This window comes from Pseudomonas sp. HD6515, assembly GCF_024971855.1.
GTDB classification, from domain to species: Bacteria; Pseudomonadota; Gammaproteobacteria; order Pseudomonadales; family Pseudomonadaceae; genus Aquipseudomonas; species Aquipseudomonas alloputida.
The window spans coordinates 225,945-247,480 of the sequence record NZ_CP079828.1; the positions used below are offsets into that span (position 1 = coordinate 225,945).

General features: G+C 54.3%; 17 protein-coding genes. 3 read left to right on the forward strand and 14 right to left on the reverse strand.

Annotated features, from left to right (window positions below; translation table 11 throughout):
* Positions 1-37: 37 nt before the first annotated feature.
* The 3 genes from KW568_RS30150 to KW568_RS30160 all read right to left on the reverse strand — a co-directional run bounded on the left by KW568_RS30150 (position 38) and on the right by KW568_RS30160 (position 6,202).
* Positions 38-2,542: a hypothetical protein gene (locus tag KW568_RS30150; protein WP_102667958.1), complete on the reverse strand. Its 2,505-nt coding sequence runs from the start codon at positions 2,540-2,542 to the stop codon at positions 38-40.
* On the reverse strand, positions 2,539-5,073 hold the full coding sequence (locus KW568_RS30155; protein WP_016486988.1) for a DNA topoisomerase: 2,535 nt from the start codon (positions 5,071-5,073) through the stop codon (positions 2,539-2,541). The genes KW568_RS30150 and KW568_RS30155 overlap by 4 nt, the downstream gene beginning before the upstream one ends.
* Positions 5,074-5,209: 136 nt before the next feature.
* Positions 5,210-6,202: a hypothetical protein gene (locus tag KW568_RS30160; RefSeq protein ID WP_028699877.1), complete on the reverse strand. Its 993-nt coding sequence runs from the start codon at positions 6,200-6,202 to the stop codon at positions 5,210-5,212.
* Positions 6,203-6,488: 286 nt separating this feature from the next.
* Here KW568_RS30160 and KW568_RS30165 point away from each other — a divergent pair, with 286 nt between their 5' ends.
* Entirely contained in the window at positions 6,489-7,190 is a 702-nt protein-coding gene (locus KW568_RS30165; protein ID WP_231995374.1) for an XRE family transcriptional regulator, read from the forward strand.
* Between the two features lie 55 nt (positions 7,191-7,245).
* On the opposite strand, the gene KW568_RS30170 is transcribed toward KW568_RS30165, so the two are convergent.
* The 7 genes from KW568_RS30170 to KW568_RS30200 form a co-directional block, all read right to left on the reverse strand.
* Positions 7,246-8,367 carry a DUF3150 domain-containing protein gene (locus KW568_RS30170; protein ID WP_016486985.1) on the reverse strand — a complete coding sequence of 374 codons (1,122 nt, stop codon included), beginning with the start codon at positions 8,365-8,367 and terminating at the stop codon, positions 7,246-7,248.
* A 115-nt stretch (positions 8,368-8,482) separates the two neighbouring features.
* Positions 8,483-9,547: an AAA family ATPase gene (locus KW568_RS30175; protein ID WP_016486984.1), complete on the reverse strand. Its 1,065-nt coding sequence runs from the start codon at positions 9,545-9,547 to the stop codon at positions 8,483-8,485.
* Positions 9,548-9,671: 124 nt separating this feature from the next.
* Positions 9,672-11,399 (reverse strand): VWA domain-containing protein, encoded by a 1,728-nt coding sequence (locus tag KW568_RS30180; RefSeq protein WP_016486983.1) that lies wholly within the window; start codon positions 11,397-11,399, stop codon positions 9,672-9,674.
* An 80-nt stretch (positions 11,400-11,479) separates the two neighbouring features.
* Positions 11,480-12,034, reverse strand: coding sequence for a hypothetical protein (locus KW568_RS30185; protein WP_169739403.1), 555 nt, complete (start codon positions 12,032-12,034; stop codon positions 11,480-11,482).
* A gap of 101 nt (positions 12,035-12,135) precedes the next feature.
* Positions 12,136-12,738 carry a helicase-related protein gene (locus KW568_RS30190; RefSeq protein ID WP_080641048.1) on the reverse strand — a complete coding sequence of 201 codons (603 nt, stop codon included), beginning with the start codon at positions 12,736-12,738 and terminating at the stop codon, positions 12,136-12,138.
* Positions 12,668-13,930 (reverse strand): DEAD/DEAH box helicase, encoded by a 1,263-nt coding sequence (locus KW568_RS30195; protein WP_231995373.1) that lies wholly within the window; start codon positions 13,928-13,930, stop codon positions 12,668-12,670. Before KW568_RS30195 ends, KW568_RS30190 begins: the two co-directional genes overlap by 71 nt.
* 267 nt (positions 13,931-14,197) lie before the next feature.
* Positions 14,198-14,665, reverse strand: coding sequence for a membrane protein (locus KW568_RS30200; protein WP_016486979.1), 468 nt, complete (start codon positions 14,663-14,665; stop codon positions 14,198-14,200).
* A gap of 85 nt (positions 14,666-14,750) precedes the next feature.
* Between KW568_RS30200 and KW568_RS30205 the strand changes: the two genes are divergently transcribed.
* The gene (locus KW568_RS30205; protein ID WP_004573718.1) at positions 14,751-15,731 is read left to right on the forward strand and encodes an IS5 family transposase; all 981 of its coding nucleotides are present in this window, start codon (positions 14,751-14,753) and stop codon (positions 15,729-15,731) included.
* A gap of 389 nt (positions 15,732-16,120) precedes the next feature.
* Here KW568_RS30205 and KW568_RS30210 read toward each other — a convergent pair whose 3' ends face one another.
* The 4 genes from KW568_RS30210 to KW568_RS30225 all read right to left on the reverse strand — a co-directional run bounded on the left by KW568_RS30210 (position 16,121) and on the right by KW568_RS30225 (position 20,948).
* Positions 16,121-17,746 (reverse strand): conjugal transfer protein TraN, encoded by a 1,626-nt coding sequence (locus KW568_RS30210; RefSeq protein ID WP_080641047.1) that lies wholly within the window; start codon positions 17,744-17,746, stop codon positions 16,121-16,123.
* Between the two features lie 15 nt (positions 17,747-17,761).
* A complete protein-coding gene (locus KW568_RS30215) occupies positions 17,762-18,916 on the reverse strand; it encodes a hypothetical protein (protein ID WP_016486976.1) in 1,155 nt (384 codons plus the stop codon).
* Complete coding sequence (locus tag KW568_RS30220; RefSeq protein ID WP_016486975.1) at positions 18,913-19,329, reverse strand: hypothetical protein; 417 nt, start codon at positions 19,327-19,329, stop codon at positions 18,913-18,915. The genes KW568_RS30215 and KW568_RS30220 overlap by 4 nt, the downstream gene beginning before the upstream one ends.
* A gap of 659 nt (positions 19,330-19,988) precedes the next feature.
* Entirely contained in the window at positions 19,989-20,948 is a 960-nt protein-coding gene (locus KW568_RS30225) for a tetratricopeptide repeat protein (RefSeq protein ID WP_016486972.1), read from the reverse strand.
* A 48-nt stretch (positions 20,949-20,996) separates the two neighbouring features.
* On the opposite strand from KW568_RS30225, the gene KW568_RS30230 reads away from it, so the two are divergent.
* The gene (locus KW568_RS30230; protein WP_016486971.1) at positions 20,997-21,428 is read left to right on the forward strand and encodes a lytic transglycosylase domain-containing protein; all 432 of its coding nucleotides are present in this window, start codon (positions 20,997-20,999) and stop codon (positions 21,426-21,428) included.
* The last annotated feature ends 108 nt before the right edge of the window (positions 21,429-21,536 follow it).

Here is a 21,536-nt window from a genome sequence, read left to right on the forward strand (position 1 = left end):
GGCTTTCTACGTGACAGCCAGGGAGTCATGGTCAGGGTCAGTAGCTCATAGGTACCAGTTGCATCGGTGCAACCGGAATGCCCACCATCACCACTCCAGGTGCAGCCTCTACAGTGGGCAACTTCTCGGTTCGAATCAGCGTGCTCAATTTCAGTTTAGGGTCGTAGATCATCAGGTCGGCCTCCAGCACGTAATCAAATCCATCCCTTGTCCCACAGATCGGAATTTCTGCCGCTTTCACTGCTGCGCGGATACCTTGCAGCTGCTCAGCTGAGCTGGTTTTTTTCTTCCTAGGTGCAACGAATGCAGTGAAGTTGGCGCCCGCCTCTGCAAGTGCCTTGAGTGCCGCAGCCTCGGCAGCCGGGCTTACCCTCCGCGTTGGCACAGCGTCTGGATCAGGGATAGCTACCGCTACAGGAACGGAAACGTCTGGGGCGTCATTGTTCGGTACAGTGGCAGGGGCAGTACCCTCTTGTTCTGGCGCTGAAGACCCACTTTGCTCGGTTGTATCCGCCAGCAGGGGCTCACTGACCGCGAACGCGCCGAACACATCATCAACATCATCGACGTCATCGTTACCAGGCTGCCCAGATTCCAGATTTAGGAAGTCATCCTCTGGTTCTGCCTCTGGCCCCGGCCCAAACGAGCTGAGCGACAAGCTCTGTAGATCGTCGTCTAGTAGGTCGTCATCATCACCGCCGCTCACGATCGGGTCGTCATCATCCAGTGCCGCTTGCGCTTCAGCTGACATACCAGTTGGAGCGTCGTGCTCGTCGCTGGCCTCGTTAGCCGTGGTGCGGGCTGGCGAGGAGCTTTGATGTTCGTTTGCATCGGTCGTCATAGCACCTGGTTTCGCTCCACTGGTGACAGCAGTTGCAGGTTGACCCTGCTCCACATCAGGCTGAGCTTGTGGTGCTGGTGCTGGTGCTGGTGCTGGTGCTGGTGCTGGTGCTGGTGCTGGCTTCTCTTCCTGCTTGCCGGCGATGTTCACCTTCGCTGCAATCTCAGCGCTGAATCCGCGAGCAACAATCGCACGAAGCGCATCAGCTTCAGTGATACCCAGGTTGTGTGTGAACAATGGGCGCTCGATGTCCAGTTTGGTACCCATGTTTGGCAAACCACTGAGGCCGGCAAGCTCGGGGGTCGTGGCAACTGGCAGTACGATGATGCAAGGCTCCCAGGTAGTCAGATGTGCACCTGTTTGCGCGTTGCGCAATGACACCGAGTACATCGGCAAGAACCGGCTCATGTCGGCATGATTGTGCCGCGAGTACAGCAGCCCTTTTTCTTGGAGTGTTGTCATCAGGTTGAGGGTCATGCGGTAACGACCCTCACCCTCCTCCAACGACCAGCCCATTTTGGCCAAGATGAGAGACCGTAGGTCCTTTTCCCTGATGACGATCAGTCCGTCATGCTTCTGAGCAATTTTGAGTGTGGAGTCTTTGGCCTGGTCACCGGTGCCGTTTACCCTGCCGTACTCCGTGATGATTTCGACGAAGCAGTGATAAATGGCGTTGGACTCGTCCTCAGAAATCTCGTGATCACTCAGTGTCTCTGTGATGCTCGACTCGGCCATGCCGGTCTTCTTGTCTGCCAGGATCAAGAACTCCATGAGGGCTGTCATGCGGTCATCCAGGCTAAGGCCATTGCGGTCAACCGGGAAATCACTTGGGTGGTGGTAATGTGCGATGACCAGGTTCACGGCTTGTCGATCGCGCGCAGGGAGGGCCCAGTATTCTGGGAAGCGAGCAAGAATTCGCGCACCCAGGGCGTCGTGGGAGATGCGGTTGTCATCTTGAGGGGTGAGCGCTCCGCCCTCCTCTTGGGTTTTCACGCTACCGTCGGGTAGGAGGACGTAGGCTTCGAGCTTCCCGATATCGTGCGCCAGGCCCAGAATCGGGATCAGTGGATCAGTAGCGTCAAATCGATATTCCTTGTTCTTCAGGTCGATGATTTTGAACTTGGGCTTTCCACGGGCCTTTATGTAAACCCCGTCGAATACGTAAGTGCCAGCGTCCTCCAGCGCGGTGTCTGCCACGGCCAGACAATGCTCCCAAAGCCGACGATTTCCGTGCCCCCCTTTGCGATGCGATGCGGGGAAGTGAGCATGTGCAGAATAGGTATCCCAGATGGCCCAGAAGAACGCTACATGGGCTGGCCACTTCTTCTCATTGGCGGCAACCCAGGCGAGCACTTTTTTGCTTGCGATAGGTAGTCGCTTTGACGCAGCCTCGACGCGAGGTAAAGCCAAAGTGGGCATAGGAACTTTGCCGAGCGTCGAGCGGGCGCCGTTGAGGATGTTTCCTTTCTTGCCGGCGTACAGCTTGTTCAGTGCAGACAACCTGGTGAACCAGATGAACCAGACACCGATGAACAGGCCGGAAACAACACCCAGGATCCAGTGTGAGACGTTGTAGCCCACCAGAGGCCAGCTATCTAAAAACTCCATAGGAGAGCCGCCGAAGGCCCGGGCAGTGAGCAAAAGCCACCAGAAACCGAACACGATGGTCGTTGCGCGTATGACCTTGTTGTTGGTGTTCACAGAAAAGCTCCGCTGTCTGTCTGGATCGTTGGAGACGGCGCCCCGTCAGAACTGGCTGGTTGTTCCTTCGGTACCGGAGTCCCGTTGTTGTCTTTCAAGGTGTTAGAGCACCCACCGCCCCCCTTCACAAAGCCACTGCAACCCCAGAAAGGAGACTTTTCAGCGTTCCGCAGGTACATAGGTTTGCCGCAGAGGTCACATGGAAATGACTTTGGCCGCTCCACTGGATCGCCGTCGCGATCATTCATCGTGTGGTTGCACTGCTCTCGATCGACGCAAGCCCAGAAGTGCCCTTTGGCCACTTTGATTCTGCGCATGCCTCCCTGACATTTCGGACAGGAAACGAAATTCCCTTTGGAGTCCTTGGTATTCGCCGTCGGGTCGAAGTAGAACTCAACCTTTCCGGTGTCGAGCAGCTTAAGACCGGCCTCGAACTTGGTGGATTTCTTCGGGTTCACAAAGCCCTTGAGCCCAAGCACCACCTTGTCGCGAAGCAATGTTTCTGCTTCTGATACCTTCAACATGCGGCCGGCAATCTCCCGCCATATCGAAAATCCGCACTGCCGCTCGCACATGAACGTTCGGGCCTGGATCTCAACTGCGCCACCACAGGTGGGGCAAAGAGCGCCAAGCTTCTTGACCTGGACACCTGCGTATTTGTTCTTGATGGTGTCGAGGATTTCCGTCGTCAACTCTGCAAGCTCGGACTTAAAAGCGTCCCGCTTGTACGCCCCCTTTTCCATCTGACGGAGCTTGTGCTCCCATTCCCCGGTGAGAACTGGCGACGTAAGGGCATCGATGCCGTTGTCGACCAGGAAACGGTAGACAGTCATCCCCTTTGCACTGGGAGCAAAGTACTTCTTCTGCTGGATGAGATAGGGCTCTTTCTTTCGGCCGGCACCGTCCTTGGTGGATTGGAGCGATTCGATCATTGCAGAGCGCGTGACCGGTGTACCCAGCCCCCGCTCTTTCATCGCCTCACGAAGGTCCTCATCCTCTACCAGGCGCCCTGCCGTCTCCATCGCGCCCAGCAACGTGTCCTCGGTGTACCGTTCTGGAGGCTTGGTTTTGAGCATCTTCAGCTCGATGCCCTGCGGAGTGACTGACTCTCCCTTGACGTACCGTGCGAGCTCTTTCTTGTCGTCGGAGTCACCATCTCGATCGGTTGCGTCTTCGACGATCCCGGCTCCGTAAACCACCATCCAACCTGGGGAGACAAGCACACGGCCAGTCGACCTGAAGAGTTCGTCAGCCACCGTCGTAAGCCGGACAGTCACCGAATACTCAGCCGCTGGATGGAAAACGGCTATGAAGCGCTTGACGATCATGTCATAGATTTTCTGAACGTCCGGCTCTAGGTCCCCTGCTCGCTTTCCGGTCGGAATGATTGCGAAGTGGTCCGACACCTTCGTCGAGTCGAAAATCTTCTTGTTGGGTCGCACCCAGCCTTCATCTAGCACGCGTTGCGCGTGCTCTGCATAGGGGGTTCCTCCAAACATCCCCATGACCTTCTTCGTGTCATTGATTGCGTCATCAGGGAGGTAAGCCGAGTCTGTTCGTGGGTAAGTGGTGAGGCTGAGCTCCAGGTAGAGCTTCTGCGCAATCTCCAGCGTGTAAGCTGCAGAAAATCCAAGCTTGCGGTTCGCCTCGCGCTGCAGTGAGGTGAGGTCGTATAGCTTGCCAGGGCCTGTCTGGGCAGGCTTGACTTCATCCACCACACTGCTCGGTGCTACTCCAGAGCACTTGCTGATCAGAGCATCCGCTTTTGCTCGATCCATGATCCGGTGCTGGGATCCGCCCCTCGCCTCGGAGGGCTGTGGTGCCACCCACTTGCCGGTGTATTTACCAGCGGCCACCCCAAAACTGCCGTGCACTTCCCAATAGGGAACCGGTCGGAAGGTTAGAATGGCCAGCTCCAAAGCACAAACCAGGGACAGCGTTGGGGTCTGCACGCGGCCGAGCGGGAAGATTTCAGCTTTGGCTGTCTCACGCTCGTAGAGGCGGGAAATCCCCCGACTTGCGTTAATGCCTACGATGTAGTCGCCCTCGCCTCGTATCTCTGCCGCCATTGCAAGGTTGTCGAAGTCAGCGCCGGGCTGCATATTCTTGTATGCCTGTCGGATGGCGTCATCGACCATGGATCTCATCCACATCCGAAGCATCGGCTTTGTGCACCCAGCCATCTTGTAAATGAGCCGAAAAATCAGTTCACCCTCGCGGCCGGCGTCACACGCGTTCGCTACAGCAGTGACATCCGGGCGCCGCATAAGGCGTTGAAGCACGTTGTAGAACTTGGCCTTGGGCTCGATGACCCTCAGGTCGAATTGATCAGGGATCACTGGCAAATTGCCGATGTCCCGCCCGGCCTTGGCCATTTCCTCGGAGTGGATTTCAACCAGGTGGCCGGCCGCGGGGGCAAGAATTGCGTTCTCGCTCTCAAGCCATGTTTCCACCTTACTGAAGCCCCCGACCGCTTGCGCGATAGAGACCGCTACGGTTGCTTTTTCAGTGATGATCAGTGTCTTGCCCATTGCGGCTTAGTCTTCCAATACAGAATTTGATTTCTTCCTCAGCTGCCGGCTGTGACTGATGGCTGAGAAACAAAAAAGCCACCGACTCCAATGCTGGATCTCGATGGCTTCACGAAACGAGTTGAGGCAGCCTCGCTTAAGCGTCTTGTTGCTCACCTGGGGTTGCAGGCTTGCTTGCCGACTCAGAACCAAAGGCCGAAGCGAACAAAGCGCTGCGTTCTGCACCGCCTTCTTTCGGTTGCGAAGCTTGAGTGCCGTGGCTCTTGAACAGTTCAGCGGCCCAGCCCGGCACGATCTTGATATGACCTGAATCGGGGGTCACAGGAGCCGGCATGTCTTTGGCCTGGATGTATGGGATCTTGGACACCTCAGCGATCCCTGTTTTCTCGTCAGGCAGGGAGATGGCCTTGACGTCCATACGGAACTCACCGTTGACGATGATGGGCATGCCGCGGGCAAGTTTTTCGGACAGCGGCTGCAGGTTACGCCCATACCACCGAACAGGGATGCAGGCATCGGTGTCTTTCGACTGTCGAATCAGCACCACCAGGCGGTCGTTGATTGGCGTACCGTCCACGGGGTGTCGCCGGTTGCGTTCCAGATTCTTGGCTTGGATGAAGCCTGCAATGCGAATCTGGTTCGAGGCGTTTTTGTTGAGATCCATCGCCTTCCAGTCGAAGGAGTCGAGACGGTCTTCAGTACCTGCGCCGGGCTGCTGCTCCAGCGCTGCAACCGAGGCCGGAGTGCCAGAGTCTTTTGCGGCGGCATGTACGACAGCATCCCACTTCCGCATAAAGTCATCCCGGAAGCGGCCGCCCAGGTGCATAAGGTTCGGCGCCTCGAAACGGATGCTCTTGAGCCGTGCAATACGGTTTTCACCCTGCATGGCGCCATCGGTGTGAACGAACGCCATGATGAGGTCCCACTCCTTGATCTCCCGAGGAATCGGCGACTTTTTGGGGTCGTAGTGGATGGGAAGCATGTGGTTTTCCGAACGGGTCTGCTGGATGAAACAGAGACCTTCGACCGGATCATTGAACCGCAGGACGCCGGCGATGTAGCCAGAGTTGAGCATCCCGTTTGGATACGAATAGGAATCAGGCTTCCGCTTTGCGTCCTGGGGCAGCATTGAGTACCTCGATACGTGAATGGCGTGGTTTACCAAAGAATACGCAACACGTACCAATAATACAAGACGAATCAAAATCGCCTTGTCTCGCGTGAAGCGCCCGCAGAGCTACCGGCACAGGGACACACCAGGTCAAAAAAGTCTCTTTTTCCACCGGAACAAGAGATTTGAATCTTGTTGTTAACTGTGTAGAATCTTTTCCATTTAATACTGGATTTCTCTGCTTTATTTGTTTAGAGAGCGTCCCGAATCATGTTAGACGCCGCGACCAAACCGGAGCCGCACAATGCCCAAAGCTAGCGACAAGACCGCAAGTGAATCGACAGGACGGCAGTCTCAAGCGCCTGCCAAAGCACCTGCAAAAGCACCTGCAAAAGCTGCTGCAAAGCCAGTAGCTCGAAAACGTGTTGCTGAGGCCGAGGCACAGGCTCCTCAGGCTGCCGCCACGCCTAAGAGACCTCGTGCCTCAGCCAAGGCCAAAGCAGCGCCAAAAGAAACTTCACCTGCAGCAAAAAGCACTCGAAACACCATGCCTGGCTCCCGCCTCGTCAAGCTGATTAAGAAGGTGATCGTCGATCGAGGGCTGCCCGACCGTGCAATCGCCGATGTCATGGGTATCACAGTCATCTACTGGAACTCCCTGGCTAACGGGAATCGCCAGATTCGGTCGCTTGGCAAAGAAAAGCTGTCGTTGGTGGCCGACTTCCTTGGTCTTCCGCTCATCCAAGTTTACAACCTGGCTGATTTCTTCACGCCAGAAGATTTTGTCTACAAAAAAGATCTTGATGAGCAACTCTGGCTGTCGATTGAGAAGATGGGCAGCGATCCCACCTGGGTTGGCTATATCCCGAAACAGGAAGAATGGGATCAAACTCCTCTTGCCGTTCGCATGACCATGGTGTTGCTGTATGAGCAGCTCTCTGGGCGCCAGCTGTTGGCTAAGGCGGAAATCGAGCTGCCTCATCTGAAAGGCTCGCCGACTGCTTAATCCATATCCATAGAGAAAAAAGAAACCCCGGCCATTGACCGGGGTTTTTTGTGGGTTAGAAAATGAACGCAGTTGTTGATGCCTGCGAGTTCGTATCCGATGCTGCCGCCTTCTCAGGCTCGATTACGGGTTGATCAGCTGCTGTTCCAAAGAAGACATTATCTTCTGACTTACGACCAGTTGGAAGTGGTGGGATCACAGAGACTTCAGGGACAATAGTCACCTCATCGTGTTCAACTTGTGGCTGAACAGAGGAAGGCGCCGAATTACTGAAGAAAGCGTTGTCTTGATCGACTACTGAGGCCGGATCTGACGCTTCTACACTCAACGGATCAAACTCAGTCGCATGATCTCCAAGAATCTTTTCAGGATCCATGCAGAATGACAGCAAGCTTGATACTTGAATGTAAGCAAGTCCTTCAATGCTCGGTCCGCTAGGGACAGCCGCTAATACCGAAGCACACATCTTTTCCAGGTTAGAAAACTTGCTTGAGAGAACGCTCATCGCTTCAGCTTTGTCCTGAACGCGACGAATCAAGCCCAAGATCCTTGATGTGGTTTTCCCGTTGCCTTTGCGAGTCCAGGAGCGATTAACGTCCTCCGCAATCTCTAATGCAGCTTGCCCGACTAGGCCTTTGACCTCCTTTTGAAGCGCATCATCTTCACCAAAGTAGCTGGTGTCGTTGATACGAATCGCCGAAGTGTCGAATGTCAGCATCCTTTCAAGTACTGAAACCTGAGGAGCATGCTGGCGGATCAAGTCTGCACGAGACTTACCACCCTGTGTTACACCTGCGTTAGTAGCCGAACTAGCCCAGTCCTCTACCATTTTTGGAAGACCGCTGAGGAATGTAGCTTTCTCCTCTAGGTACTTCTCTTTAATCGCATTAAGTACTTTTGCAAGCTCTTTGGCGTGTTGAGTAGGAACGAAGTACCCTCGGATACGATTGTTCACCTTGCGAGATACCCCTACCTTGAGAATCTCCCGCTTTGCTTCCGACCGGTACTTGTTGACCCAGGCAAACGAGCCTGAAGGCAGCATGCGGCCAACCTCACGGATGAAGTCGTCGCCATCAACAGTCTTCTCACCGGTGCTGCCACCAATGATGTAGTCAAAAAGCACCACATCCTGAAGGATGCTGATACCCAGGTCATCGGTTTGATTGGTTGTGCTCATGATGGCTCTCCTGAAATTGAAAGAACGGATCCCTTGCGAAAGACCCAGTGTCAGGAGATGTCTCACAGGCGCCCATAAACGAAAAAACCCCGGCGAACCGGGGTATGGTGAGGCGTTAAACGGTACCGACGATGGTCGACCAAGTCTTCAAGATCGACGTGGCTTCATCGTGTCGAGCAAAATCCAGAACCGTCATTTGGAGAGCTAGTTTTTGGCTTTCCTCGGTCGTTTTCCCCATCTGCATGAGCAGCCTGTAGTTCATCGCCCAGTTCAGCACGTTCCGGGTGGTGATTGTGAAGTTAAGGGCCATGCCACCAGCCCCTGCGTCCTCAGTCAGAGCAATGAAATTGGCTCTGATCTTGGCAGCCAGGGTTGCCATCGCTTGCGCGATGACCACGGGGGTGCCGGTCTGCTCAACAATGAGGCTGGCCTCCCGGCCTTCCTCCATGTAGGTGCAGTACATGACGTTGAAACGGTCAATCGTGGCGATGTTCATTTTCTTCGTGCCCCTGTAACCCGCAGCACTACCTCCTTTACCGCCAGCTGAACCGCTACCATTCGTGTTGCCGGTAGCTGCGATCAAACAACCTGGCGCGATGTGAATCAACTCGCCAGTCTGATCAAGGAAGATTGGCTTACCATCGAGGATCCCGTTGAGGCCCATTTGGATCTGAGGTGGTAACTGATCGAACTCGTCCAGGAGAAGAATGGAGTTAGGGGTTTTAGCCCACTGACACACCTTCCCGTAGATCCACTGCATCCCGTCAGGACCGCAGAGTTTCCAGCTACCGAACAGGTCGGAAAGCGTAGACTCCTCTGAGCACTGGACTGTAAACACCGATCTGCCCGTCCGTGACGCGAAGGCCTCTACCAGGGTTGTTTTGCCGGCGCCAGAGGGGCCGTAAATGTAGGTCGCTTTCTTGATGGAGGCCTTGAAAAAGTCCTGTGCAAGTCCAGCTGAGGCTGCCCAAACGATCAAGCGAGTTAGTAAATCCGGATCAAAACTGTACGGAACAATTTTTGGGGTGAACCGGGTTTCCTTGAAGATTTTGGTCTGCAAGCCAACAAAAAATGGCGCGTCGGTACCAAAAACTTCTGGTGCAAGACGAACAGCGATTGGGTTGAGTGTGTCGATTACGGCGTCGAGTTGTGGCTCATTGATGGACTGAAAAGCGGTCATGATCGATTCCCTGTAGGCAATGGATGGCCTCTTGCGAAGGCCTGGTACAAGGGGATGCCTAACACGCGTGTAGAAGAATAAAAAAACCGGACCCCAAGGAGTCCGGCTGGTCTTACGTTGTGGTCTATACGAAACCCTGCTTAAGCGCCGCAAATACGGCTGTAGCCAGGTCGTTGTCAGTCTTAGCTACACCACAGGCCATCCCAGCATCCTGGAATAGGTTGTAGTGTTCATCACCGATCAGGACGAAGCGTACTTCGATTCCCATGAGCGCTGCCTCGTCAACGGCCGACCTCAGCATGTCGCTGTTACCTGGGTCGCCATCGGTGATCACAATCAGGATCCTGCGCGCCTCTGGCCGGTCAATGAGTTTCTTCAGCGCCCATACCACAGCAAGGTGAGTTTTCGTTTGTCCCTTGGGAGTAGGCATATACCGTTGCAGCGTGCTAGCCAAGCTATCTTCAAATGCGTGCCATTCCCGAACCACTGTGTTGTAAGTGGCAATTCCGACAGGTATGGACGTATTATTCAGCACCTCACCCACTGCGACCGAAACACGGTTACAAGCTTCTTGCGCTGTGATCCTGTTGTCGTCCTTATCTTTTTCAGGTTCGGGTCCAAGTCGACTTTTCATGGACAAACTTTCATCACCCAACAAATAAAAGCAGGTGTCGATTTCCTCCGCTTGCTTTCTTTTGGTGAAGATCTGATCGTCGCCTACTGCGTACCGCCAAAGTTTTCTGGTGTTGAGTCTTCCCTCATTTGTTGTCAAAACTTCATTTTGAGTAATAGCTTCAATAAACTGCTCGAAGGTTGCAGATAGCATTGCTGCCGTTTTCTGAGCACCAGCCCGAAGAAGGCGTCGATTTTCAAATGACCCACCAGACTTCGACAGACTCATTTCCTGCATCTCGTTTGATAAGTCTGGTTGATATCCGCCAGCCCGATTCTGATTGATCCCAGGCAGGCTAGAGCAAATTATATCTTCCAGTCCTTTTGCGTAACTTCCGCAGTCACTCTGGCTTGCGCTAAGGACTTGGTTGAGAGCGTCTGAGATATCTCCTGGTTGACCTTTCCCTTCAGTCTGACCCGGAGAACCGGGCTCGCCTTGCGTCTCGGACGGGCTACCAGGGCCTTGCTTGGGCGCAGCTGTTTGTTGGTCCTTGGCAAGTTTCAGCAGATCGACAATTTCATTAGCAGCTTTGTTTGCTCCCAGAGTATCTGGTGCATTGCAGCCTTTCACAGCAATAGCCTTGACTTGATCAACCAGCGCCGAACCAAAAGTTTCGACAGCAAGAGCACGATAAGCGACAGAGAACTCCTGCAGGCAGGTTTGTTCAAGGAGCTCGCTACGAAGCTCAGTGACCAGCCAGGCGACCAAGATTGACTGAGGGGTTTCTTGGCCAGCGATAGGCCCGTGAAAAATCCCTCTTTTCTTCAGGATCTTTAGGGCGTTGTGGATATTGGTGTTGGCTCCACGAAAGCGTGGCTTTGCCAAAAGCTCACCACGCGGATCCTCAAGAACGTTCAGCAATGTTCCGGAGATATCTGGTTTCATCACGACGGAGAAATCCGTGTGAAGGCCATGGCAGAGGATTTCATGGTCGAGTAGACCATTAATCAGTTCGAGATCTTCATCAGTACCCATAGCAGCAGTCTGTGGCAAGGTCAGTAGCAACCCGCCAGACTCCTGGTGATCAGGGCCAATCGAAGCCGTTTTGATATTCCCCCAGATGATGCGCACCCGTCGACCCGCCTTGTTCGCTTCCGCGATCAGCAGATGGGTGTAAAGGTAAATGTGACGCATCGAGACGTTGGACTTTGCAGGAAGCTGCGCTTGAGCGAGATCCATGGATATCCCCTGTTGTTGAATGACGGCATCGGCTATGCCTACGCCTTACAAAGGGGGATGCTTGACACGTGATTAGAAGATCACTGGTCAGTCAATGGCAGCTCGATGCCATGCTTCATCAACTGGTCGCGAAGAGCACCATGGAGGTCCTTCATCAGTGCTTCGCCGTCAAGTGAAGGCGCTGGAGGCTGTACTGGGGCCGGCGACAGTGATTGATGGTCTAGGGGTGGCAGTAGCGCCCGCCCGTTGGCTTTGTAACGGGCGATATAGTCCTCGACAATGTCGCGCAGGAGTGCAGAGGGTGTGAGGCCTGGATGGGATGACTGCGACATCTCTGCGACGATCGCTTGAAAGTCCTCTTCGGTTGTCCGACTTACCCTGGTCGACAGCGGTTGATCAGCGCTCTCGCGACCAGCGAAGTTTATTTTCTCTGCCTGGCTAAGGTATGGCTCCAAGATCGGTGCCATCAGATCACGCACGACCTCGTCGTCCACATACTGGAAGCATTGGATTTTGACGGTTCGACTCAAGAAGCCTATGAGTATTGGCGAACTCTCAACTGCCTCAAGCAGGCGCAGCTCAGCGACGGCGTCATTCGCATACTTCCAGATGGTAGGCAGGCTGATGACATACATGCGGCCGACATCCCGGGCTATGTCCCCTGCGAGTAGCCGCTGGTAAATCGCTACCTTGACTGCGAGCGGTGTTGATTTTGCGGCCAATTTGACCTCCCTATCTACTGCTGAGCCGGAATGAGGCCCGCTTGTACAGCCCCGGCCTCTATTTCACCACGAGTGAGGCTCAGGCCAAAAAATAGAGGTCGCGTGGCACCAGATTGTCTCTCGCCCTCTAGGCTAAGATCGCCATAGCCGCGACTCTCCGCATCCTTTTCGGCCAGTACAAACCCGTCATTGCAAGCGGTCAGCAGCCTCAAGCGTGAGGACGCTGACTGTTTGATTGGACTGGGTAGATACATGATGAAGAATCCGCGGCCTCCTTTCCGAGCTACTCGGCCACGGAGCTGGTGCAACTGAGCTACGCCGAAGTGTTCTGGACTCACTGCAACCATCAGTGTCAAACCCGGGAAGGTTACCCCAACCTCGATCACAGTTGAGGCGACTAACAGCTTGATTTGGCCAGATTTCATCTTCTCTATGGTTTCAGTTTTGGCCGACTCGGGAAGGCTGCCGTGAATGTAACCTACATCGTCTCCCAGAAGCCTCCGGAAACGTTCGTAGGCTGCCTCCACAGCATTCCGAGTGTCTGCCTCACCATTCACCACGGGGATAGACGAACGCAGCCTGTCCGCCCTGTTTGATGATCTGCATAACCAGATCATGCAGTTTCTGCCTGGCGTTGTGGGTGATGATCCTTGTGACGATATCCCGCGGTACCGGGGTGGACCTCAGGATTGAGATCGGTAGCCCGCCCAGTTGGACCAGCGCCACTGTTCGCGGGATCGCGGTTGCTGTTGATTCAAGGAAGTTGGTATGAGGCGCGATGAGCTTCTTTCGCTGAGCTACAGAGAATCGTTGCTGCTCGTCAGCGATGACCAGGTCAAAGACGATCCCTTCTTTGCTTGCTGCAGAAATAACTGCTGTGGTGCCCACCACGATTCCAGATGACAGGTCGATCTTGGCTTTCCCAGCAGGGCCTACAACGGTGACAACTGGAATCTCGTAAAAGAGGCTGCTCAGCTCAGCCGCCAGTTGCTGCGCGAGGATCTGGCCAGGCGCGATAATGGCGACCCTGGCCCCAGCGAGATAGCTCGCGGCGGCTGGAATCATGAACGTGAATGACTTGCCGGTACTGACATCGCCCGACAATATGCGCTGCATTGGATAGGGTGACCTTAGGTCTGACACGATCTCATCGATTGCTTGGAGCTGGTCAGCAGAAGGCTTGAAAGGTGCTCGCTTGATCAGGTCAGCCACCTGGTCCCGGTCGATTCGCAGGAGAGCCCCCTTCACTGCCGGGCGGTTCCGATGCGCTTCGACGCGATTAACCAACGCCTGTATGCAGACGGCCTTGGCAATTCTCACCGCCTCCTCTCCCTCCCGGACTGAAAGGGGTGAATGCAGGTTGCGTAGCAAGTCAGCAGGGTCGTTGAGGCCTGTGAACTTTCGAAAGTCATCCTCGTGCATCAGGGCCTGTTCCAGCAACAGGCAGGTGGCCTCATTGATGTGCGCCATAGCCGCGGTGACGGCTTCGCCAAGAACTTCGGCGCTCACCTGATTCTGCTTGCCCTGGTAGACAGGCATCACACGTCCAATCATCGCCGGAGGTATGACCATCGGATTCGACATGGTAGGCCGCCCTTCGAAGGTGACCACCTCACCGTAAGTGTGCACAGTTGCGCCAAAGTCGTACCCCATCCACGGTTCGATCGAAGGCTTACCTATCAAGTTGATGTGCAAGCGCTGCCCTCGCCCGTCAACCACCTTGACGTATCCGCGGAACGCTCCTTTGACTTCTTGCAGTGCAACGCCGCTACGATCAAAGATCGCTCGCTCAATCAAGGTCAGAGCCATGTATGAGGCCTGCCCGATATCTGGCAAGGGAAGCACCTCAATGGGCTCGTGAAAGTCCCTGTATTCCTTTGGTACCGTCAAAAGGCACTCGGGCAGCGTTGTGAACCCCAAGCGAGTAAGTCGCCCTATGTCATGCATAATCAGATTTCGTGGCTGGTGATCGAGGATGGATAGTCACGCGTAACTATAACCCATGAGAATCAAAAGTGCTTGGCGCAAAAAAGCCCTAGACGATGTATGTCGTCTAGGGCTTTGGGGTGCAACTTTTTAGTGGCTGACCCGAGAGTCGCCTGTTTGGCCTGTGATCAAACGAACCGAATCACCAGGGGCAAAGGTCTCTGCTGGATCTTTGGCCTGGGTGACGGCCTGCAAGCTGCCGTCGCTGCTCATTTTCACAGTGATTTCGATCCCGTCAGCATCATGGGCTTTCTTGTCGACTGCTGCACCAATCGCTGCGCCGACCGCGCCAGCGACAACCATTACGGCCAGTTGTCCCAAACCACCACCGCCATTGCTGCCGGCGATCGCTCCGAGGGCACCACCAGCCATACCGCCGATCGGTGAAGGCTTCCCGTTGATTTTCACGTCACGGACTGAGTAGACAACGCCGAGCTCAACCTTCATTTTCTGCATAGCAGTTGCTTGGGAGTAGTCCCGGCTGGTCATATTCGAAGCGCAGCCAGACATGACAGTAGCCGTGGTGATGATCAGCAGAGTAGCGATGAGCTTTTTCATAATATGCATCCTTGAATTAGGGAAATCCTGAAGAAGACTTCCCGAATCTGGTGAAATACGCCGATCCCGTTGCCCGAGTTTTCCGATGAAGCAGATGACCTTCGCCGACGCCGAGTACGCCGGCAAGCGCAAGCAAACCCGCAAGGAGTTGTTCCTGATCGAGATGGATCAGGTGGTGCCGTGGCAGGGTTTGATCGCCCTGATCGAGCCGCATTATCCGACGGGCGAAGGTGGACGTCCGGCCTATCCGCTGATGGCGATGCTGCGCGTGCACCTGATGCAGAACTGGTTCGGCTACAGCGATCCTGCGATGGAGGAAGCGTTGTACGAAACCACCATCCTTCGCCAATTTTCTGGGCTGAGCCTGGAGCGCATCCCCGACGAAACTACCATCCTCAACTTCCGCCGTCTGCTGGAAAAGCATGAGTTGGCGTCCGGAATTCTGGCCGTGATCAACGGCTACCTGGGGGATCGCGGTCTGTCGCTGCGCCAGGGCACCATCGTCGATGCCACACTGATCCACGCGCCAAGTTCGACCAAAAATAAGGACGGTAAGCGCGACCCGGAAATGCACCAGACCAAAAAGGGCAACCAGTATTACTTCGGCGCGAAAGCCCACATTGGTGCCGACGAAGAATCGGGCCTGGTACATAGCGTGGTGGTCACGGCGGCCAATGTTGCGGACATCACTCAGGTCGACCAACTGCTACACGGCGAAGAACACGTGGTGTGCGCTGACGCTGGGTATACCGGAGTCGAGAAGCGTCCTGAACATGAAGGTCGTGCCGTTATCTGGCAGATCGCGGCTCGGCGCAGCACCTACAAGAAACACGGCAAGCGCAGCGCCTTGTACAAAGCGCTGCGCAAGATCGAGAAGGCCAAGGCCCAGATCCGTGCCAAGGTCGAACACCCGTTCCGCGTGATCAAACGGCAGTTTGGCTATACGAAGGTGCGCTTCCGAGGATTGGCCAAGAATGCGGCGCAGATGGTGACGCTGTTTGCCCTGTCGAATCTGTGGATGGCCCGCCGACATTTGCTGGCCAGCGCAGGAGAGGTGCGCCTGTAATGCGGAAAATGGCTGCGGTAACGTGCTGGCGGTAACGAAAAAGGTAGAAAAGCGCGACTGATCGGATTGTCTTGGATCAGTTGGGCGATTTTGAAATCGGCAGACGCTGAAGTCAGCCAGAGATGCATGGCTACTTCAGACCATCCTTAGAGGTTTGCTTTGAGAGCGCGGATTTGAGGATCTTTGGTTAGCTTCACATTGACGGTATGTGCAACACGCGCTTGTAAATCGCAGCAAAAAAAAATCAGGAGCCGTTATGTGCTCGTGTAACTCATCTCTTAGGCCTCACATTAATCAGCCCGTGGTCTGGCGCATATTTGCGCGGGGCGGGCTAGAAAATCCGCAAAAAAAAGCCCCGCTTATCCGCGGGGCCGCACAGTAGGTTTGATTTAGTTGTATGTGTTCTCGCTGGCTTTCTGCGAGATGTCACTCTGAATGTCTTCTACCTCTGGAAGAACGGTCGCATTCATGATGTCATCTACAAACTCAGACAGGTCGAGCGCTGAGAAGTCGATTTGCTGGAACTCTTCAACCGTAAATCCTCCACAACTAGGACTCTCGGGCGTTCCCCAGCCCTTCCCGATCTGCGGCTTGCCCTGCTCGTTGATGATCTTCGCCAAGATCGAGTTGTAGCAGCAGTAGGCTTCAGTTGTCTCCAGGCAGGCACCAAACACTTTCTTGGAGCAGTAGCTGCCGACGAAGTGGCAGAGATTTGCACCGCGGTGCATCCCCAGTTGCTGCTCTTCAGGCTCGCACGACTTGAGCTCCATCACCACTTGAATTGCAACCGCAATCGCAAAGCTGTATGGGTCGAAGTAAAAACCATTTCCCAGAGCATAAACAGGCCCGCCTAATAGTCCCGTTGCGGGAACAGCTGCTGCACCACCCACTGCATAGCTCAGCCCGTAGACACTGAAGCTAAGGGTTGGAGCGGAGGGAGCCGCGGCTCCCAGCGCAGAGGCACCTTGCTTCACCCACTCGACGTTATTGTATGCAAAGTCATACATGTACTTCGAGCCATAGCTCGCTAAGCCACCCCCTACTGTGGTGGCTACCTGGCCCATAATTGAAAAATTAGTTTCAGCTCCACCACTTTTTCCACAGCAGTTTTTGATGCCACCATACCCCTTACGGCATGACTCATCTTCCCCTCCGAACAGCTCACCATCTGAACCATAAACGCCGGCTTCACGTGCGGCCTCTTTGGCTGCAACAGCTTTGGCGAAATCAGTATCCGAAGGGTAACTTGTATCCCAGCAAACACCCTCATAGCAGGAAACCTTCGTGCTGCAGTCCTCGGTTGTAGTTGTCTCACCTTTTTTTGTAATGCAGCTATATGTGACCTGGGCCATGACGCAGCCAATTGGATCAGTGCTCTCGATACAGGTTTCGTCGATTTTTGAGCAGCCTTTATCCTCGTATTGCTGACAATCGCTTTCTTTTTCCGGATTGATACAAGAGTAGTCGTCCTGGTATTTCCAGCATGCCTTATAGACTGGTAATCCGTTTATTACGCGGGTTTCCGGGCCTTCAATACACGTGTGCGAAGCGATGTAGCACAGTGGGTTGGTAGCCAGTGGGTTACATTGGCTGGTGTCCAGTTCATCGCGAACGATGGTATAGGTGTTGTCCAGTTGGACTGTGTTCGACGGTTTCGTTGTTGCCGGGTTGTCGCAGCGGTAGGTGCGCTGCTCCACCAAACAGGTTCCGTTCCATGCGGTTGAGATGCAGGACGTGGATGTCTGATAACAACCCGCAACTTTTGATATGGCCGCACAGTAGTCTACCGAGTCTGGCTTGATACACTCATAAGTAGATCTGTACCTCCAGCACGCCTTGTAAATCATATTGCCGGCTATGTTTCTCGTTTCAGGACCCTCTACACATGTCTGTCCTGTGATTCGACAGTCACCAGCAAGTGCAGAACCACTGAACGGAAACGCCATTAGAATAATCAGTAAAATAAAACTAAAACTGATTACTTCGCCTTCGTGTGATTTTTTTATACAGCTCATGTCTACATCCCAGGTTTAGAGGCGAGCGTTTAGCGCACTGCATTGATCTGTCCATGTTTCGGTGCACGGTCCATTGCAGAGCATCCTGGCGTTGATTGTTATATATGTTTCGCCTGTTCCGCCGACGGCGGTTCTTGTTTCTAGTCTGTTTGTTCCTGATACTAGGTAGGGGACTAGGTTTATATTGGGTTTGACAGTGTTGTTGCGCTCAAGGTCAAGTCTTCTAAGTACGCCATCGCCAACATCCACCTTCCCATTGACAATTTCCAAACTAGTCCCACCAACCGGGCCGCTGTAGATAAAATTTCCATTTAACTTAATTATTATGTAGTCGTCGAACGATATTGAGGCGAGGACGAATTCTGAAAGTTGATTTGGATCCTTGACTTTGAACTCAAGGGATCGATCATACATTCCAGCTTTCCAGTAGTTATCACCAATCGAACCAAATTGCAGGGCGTATGTGCCATTTGAATTTGCCAAGGTCCATGACGTATACATGTCTGCTTGAGTAGAACCTGGAACAATTCCGCCGTTGTCACAGCCAACAATTGGGGGTTCGCAAACCATGGTTAAGTACTTGTCGCAAGCGACTCGTTCCACGGCGTTGTGCGTTACATTGCACTGAAAGTTGGCTTTGGCGTCAACATCAACTACCTGGCCCATGGAGCAGTACTTCTCTTCACTTAGATTGTAGATGTTGCAAACCTCAGTGGAGTAGATATCAGGTGTTGTTGTTGTTTTTGTTCCGCAATTCTCGGTAATGTCACCAGGCTTAGCGTTGTTGATGATCTCTCCAATACCACTGATGATCGGATCATTCTCGTCCACATCGACTTTGACACGCTCATATGGATTCTTGGCCAGGAAGTTGACAGCATCACACTCTTGGTTCGCTATCTGGTCGGTGCCATCGGGTTCTGTTTTGCAACTATTGATCCGTGCGGTTCCGACGTTGAAGAGAGAGGTACTACCAAACTGAGAGGATTGCGACGGAGTGTCCGTATAGAACGGCATCGCCTTGGCATTGGAGGAAGTCACATTGGAGGACAGTTTACTGAGGTTAGACTTGCCAAGCTCCGTTCCCTCAGAGTGTGGGTCAGCCCCAGCAGTGCTAGATAGCACCAGAGCCGCGGCCAAGGTCAGTAAGCTTTGCGTGCTGAATTTCATTGGGATTGAACCTTGTTAACCTTGGTTGGCGAGTGCGGGTCTTGAGTGAACAGGCTTGGGTCTGCCGGTGGGGAGCCGTCTTCACAGACGTTCATCCCCCAGCCAACTTCGAGTGGGCCGGAGCCGCCGTTGACCTTGGGTACCTCTTGCTGCGTGAACTGGATTGCTACGCGGGCGCAGCCGGGCTGCTGGAGTTGCTCAACGACCTTGGCCTCCACCATGACTGGTTCGCGTGAGTGGGTTTTGGCTTTCCAGACGTCAGCTTGGTCCCCGGTTAATTCGGCGGATGCGTGGCCGGTTTTCACGGCTTCGATCAGAATTTCTTTCGAGGTGTCGGCGTGCGCTGTGAAGGATGCTGCGCCAAGGACGATGAGGGAGGTGCACAGGGCCAAAAGGTTGGTCTTGAATCGCATTTTTGCTTTCCAGATACTGACAGTATTTTACACGTAACTGTAAGTCAGTTCAGGCATCGAAAGCAATCTGATAGATTTGTATGAGGCCGTGCCGATCGCCGCCCGGTAACCAATGCTGAAGGACAATTGTGCGAGGTCGACACGGTGGATGAGTTCTATCGCGCCACGATGGAGTTTGCGTTCGCAAGCCCTCGTGGTTACGTGGTGCCGATGCTCGCAATGGCAGTTGTCGTCAGAGCGTTGCCACCCCGGTGGCTAGCAACGTCTCTACTTAGGAGCGCTGGGGTTCTGTCCCATGAAATAGCCCACCTCCTGGTGGGGTATTTCACGAAGGCGAAGCCAGTCGGAATGTCGCTCATACCCCGCCGCGAAGGGAATCAAATTATCCTAGGGTCAGTAGAGTTCGAGCGCCTGACCTGGGCGAATGCCTGGATAACTGCTCTTGCGCCCCTATTTGCCTTGCCAGGCCTTTATGCGCTCGCCTTTTGGCGAACCTCGAATCATTCGGGGGGACTGACTTTGGTGGATCTGAGCTGTTGGATTCTGGCAGGGCCGATAATCCTGCACTGCTGGCCATCGAGGACAGACTGGCGATTGGCCCTCATCTCGTGGCCCATTCTTGGCTTGGCTTTGCTAGCCGCGGCGCTGTACGTCTGGAGTCAAGATTTGTCGTTCCTGTTGGCCTGGAGCAGTGTGGCGTCGTAGTCAGGGCGCTTCATGTGCTTATGCGTCGCAAGCCAGTTGGTTGCGAAGCTGGTCGCGTCGTTCTGCTCTTTTGAGCTGAGCCCGAAGGACGATATGCCACCCGAATTCATCCCCGGTTTTCCCTTGTTAAGGCCGACGTAGATCATCCACCAGGAAGCAGCCATCTTCTTGTTCTGATTCATGCTATGGCCATTTTTGTACATGGCCGAGAGGATAGCCGGTGCGTTGGGCTCGCTGGCTTGCGCCGCCTTCGTCAGCCAGTTGTACGCTTCCTGATACTCTCCCCGCTCGTAGAGCATGCGCCCAAGGAGGTAGTAGGCAGTCACGTTACCGCGATTGGCGCCTTCGTTTGCCCATGTCCAGGCCCTGTCACGGTCGCCTTTGTTGAGGTAGTAGAGTGACAGGCGTACAGCGGCGAGGTCGACGGATGCGTCCTTCACAGAAGACTCGAACATCTCCATCGCCTTGGCCTCATCCTTCGCAACACCACGGCCAAGTAAGGTAAGGACGGCCAGATTGTACCTAGCAAGGGGGTAGTCAGTGCTGGCGGCTGAGAAATATGCGGCAGCGGCAGCGCTGTCCTTCTTGACGCCTTCGCCGTGATCCAGCAGATAGCCCACCACGTTCTGTGCTCGGCTATTCCCGCCCTGGGCGAGTTCAAAAAGCTTCGGCAGTGCGGCCTTATCTCCGGCCTTGTAGGCTGCCCACGTCCGAAGCACGTCGCCTCCCTCTCGGGCGCTAGAGAGCAGCCCCTTCATGGCAGAGGAGATATCTGGAAGGCCGGAGTCCCCAGCGGCTTGGCTACTGAAGTACGCAGCGGCGGAAGTGTTTACGGAGCTGTCAGCTGCACAGGTGACGCTGGCGAGCGCTAGGGGCAGCGCCAACAAGGCCGGCAGTCGATTCGATAAAGCCATGTTCTGATACACCTTGTTTATTGATACGCGTAATGTATTCTTAAGCGCATGAAAAAACTATCCCTCCTTTTGCTTCTGGCAGGTGTGCTGACCGAGATGTCCTCGGCTGCTCACGCGGACTGCTTCGCCGACGCTGCTGCCCGCTATAGGGTCAGCGAGAAGCTGCTCCGCGCCATCCAGGTCACCGAAAATCGCCCGGGTAAAGCTGACGCAGTGAGCCCTAAGAACAGCGATGGCAGCTGGGACATTGGGCTGATGCAGATCAACTCATCTTGGCTCCCTGCGCTGTCGAAATACGGCATCGGTGAGAAAGAGCTTTTAGATCGCTGTGTCAGTGCAAATGTTGGGGCGTGGATCCTAGCAAGCAACATCGCCTCTCACGGCCACGTCTGGAAAGCTGTTGGCGCATACAACAGTCCCAACGAGAAAAGTCAGCGAATATATATTCAGAAAGTCATGAGCAACTATGGTGGTCTATAAATGAAACAGATATTCAGCAGTTGTTTTGCTGTCCTGTTATTCGGGTGGATACTGTACACGGTATCGCCTGAAGAGCCCTGTGAGCGAGTAGATCGAGGGGCTTTACCG

Excerpts from the sequence above, each read along its gene's own strand:
- KW568_RS30155 (WP_016486988.1), bottom strand. The coding sequence starts at position 5,073 with ATGGGCAAGACACTGATCATCACTGAAAAAGCAACCGTAGCGGTCTCT.
- KW568_RS30160 (WP_028699877.1), bottom strand. The coding sequence starts at position 6,202 with ATGCTGCCCCAGGACGCAAAGCGGAAGCCTGATTCCTATTCGTATCCA.
- KW568_RS30165 (WP_231995374.1), top strand. The coding sequence starts at position 6,489 with ATGCCCAAAGCTAGCGACAAGACCGCAAGTGAATCGACAGGACGGCAG.
- KW568_RS30170 (WP_016486985.1), bottom strand. The coding sequence starts at position 8,367 with ATGAGCACAACCAATCAAACCGATGACCTGGGTATCAGCATCCTTCAG.
- KW568_RS30175 (WP_016486984.1), bottom strand. The coding sequence starts at position 9,547 with ATGACCGCTTTTCAGTCCATCAATGAGCCACAACTCGACGCCGTAATC.
- KW568_RS30180 (WP_016486983.1), bottom strand. The coding sequence starts at position 11,399 with ATGGATCTCGCTCAAGCGCAGCTTCCTGCAAAGTCCAACGTCTCGATG.
- KW568_RS30185 (WP_169739403.1), bottom strand. The coding sequence starts at position 12,034 with ATGTATGTCATCAGCCTGCCTACCATCTGGAAGTATGCGAATGACGCC.
- KW568_RS30190 (WP_080641048.1), bottom strand. The coding sequence starts at position 12,738 with ATGATCTGGTTATGCAGATCATCAAACAGGGCGGACAGGCTGCGTTCG.
- KW568_RS30195 (WP_231995373.1), bottom strand. The coding sequence starts at position 13,930 with ATGGCTCTGACCTTGATTGAGCGAGCGATCTTTGATCGTAGCGGCGTT.
- KW568_RS30200 (WP_016486979.1), bottom strand. The coding sequence starts at position 14,665 with ATGAAAAAGCTCATCGCTACTCTGCTGATCATCACCACGGCTACTGTC.
- KW568_RS30205 (WP_004573718.1), top strand. The coding sequence starts at position 14,751 with ATGAAGCAGATGACCTTCGCCGACGCCGAGTACGCCGGCAAGCGCAAG.
- KW568_RS30210 (WP_080641047.1), bottom strand. The coding sequence starts at position 17,746 with ATGAGCTGTATAAAAAAATCACACGAAGGCGAAGTAATCAGTTTTAGT.
- KW568_RS30215 (WP_016486976.1), bottom strand. The coding sequence starts at position 18,916 with ATGAAATTCAGCACGCAAAGCTTACTGACCTTGGCCGCGGCTCTGGTG.
- KW568_RS30220 (WP_016486975.1), bottom strand. The coding sequence starts at position 19,329 with ATGCGATTCAAGACCAACCTTTTGGCCCTGTGCACCTCCCTCATCGTC.
- KW568_RS30225 (WP_016486972.1), bottom strand. The coding sequence starts at position 20,948 with ATGGCTTTATCGAATCGACTGCCGGCCTTGTTGGCGCTGCCCCTAGCG.
- KW568_RS30230 (WP_016486971.1), top strand. The coding sequence starts at position 20,997 with ATGAAAAAACTATCCCTCCTTTTGCTTCTGGCAGGTGTGCTGACCGAG.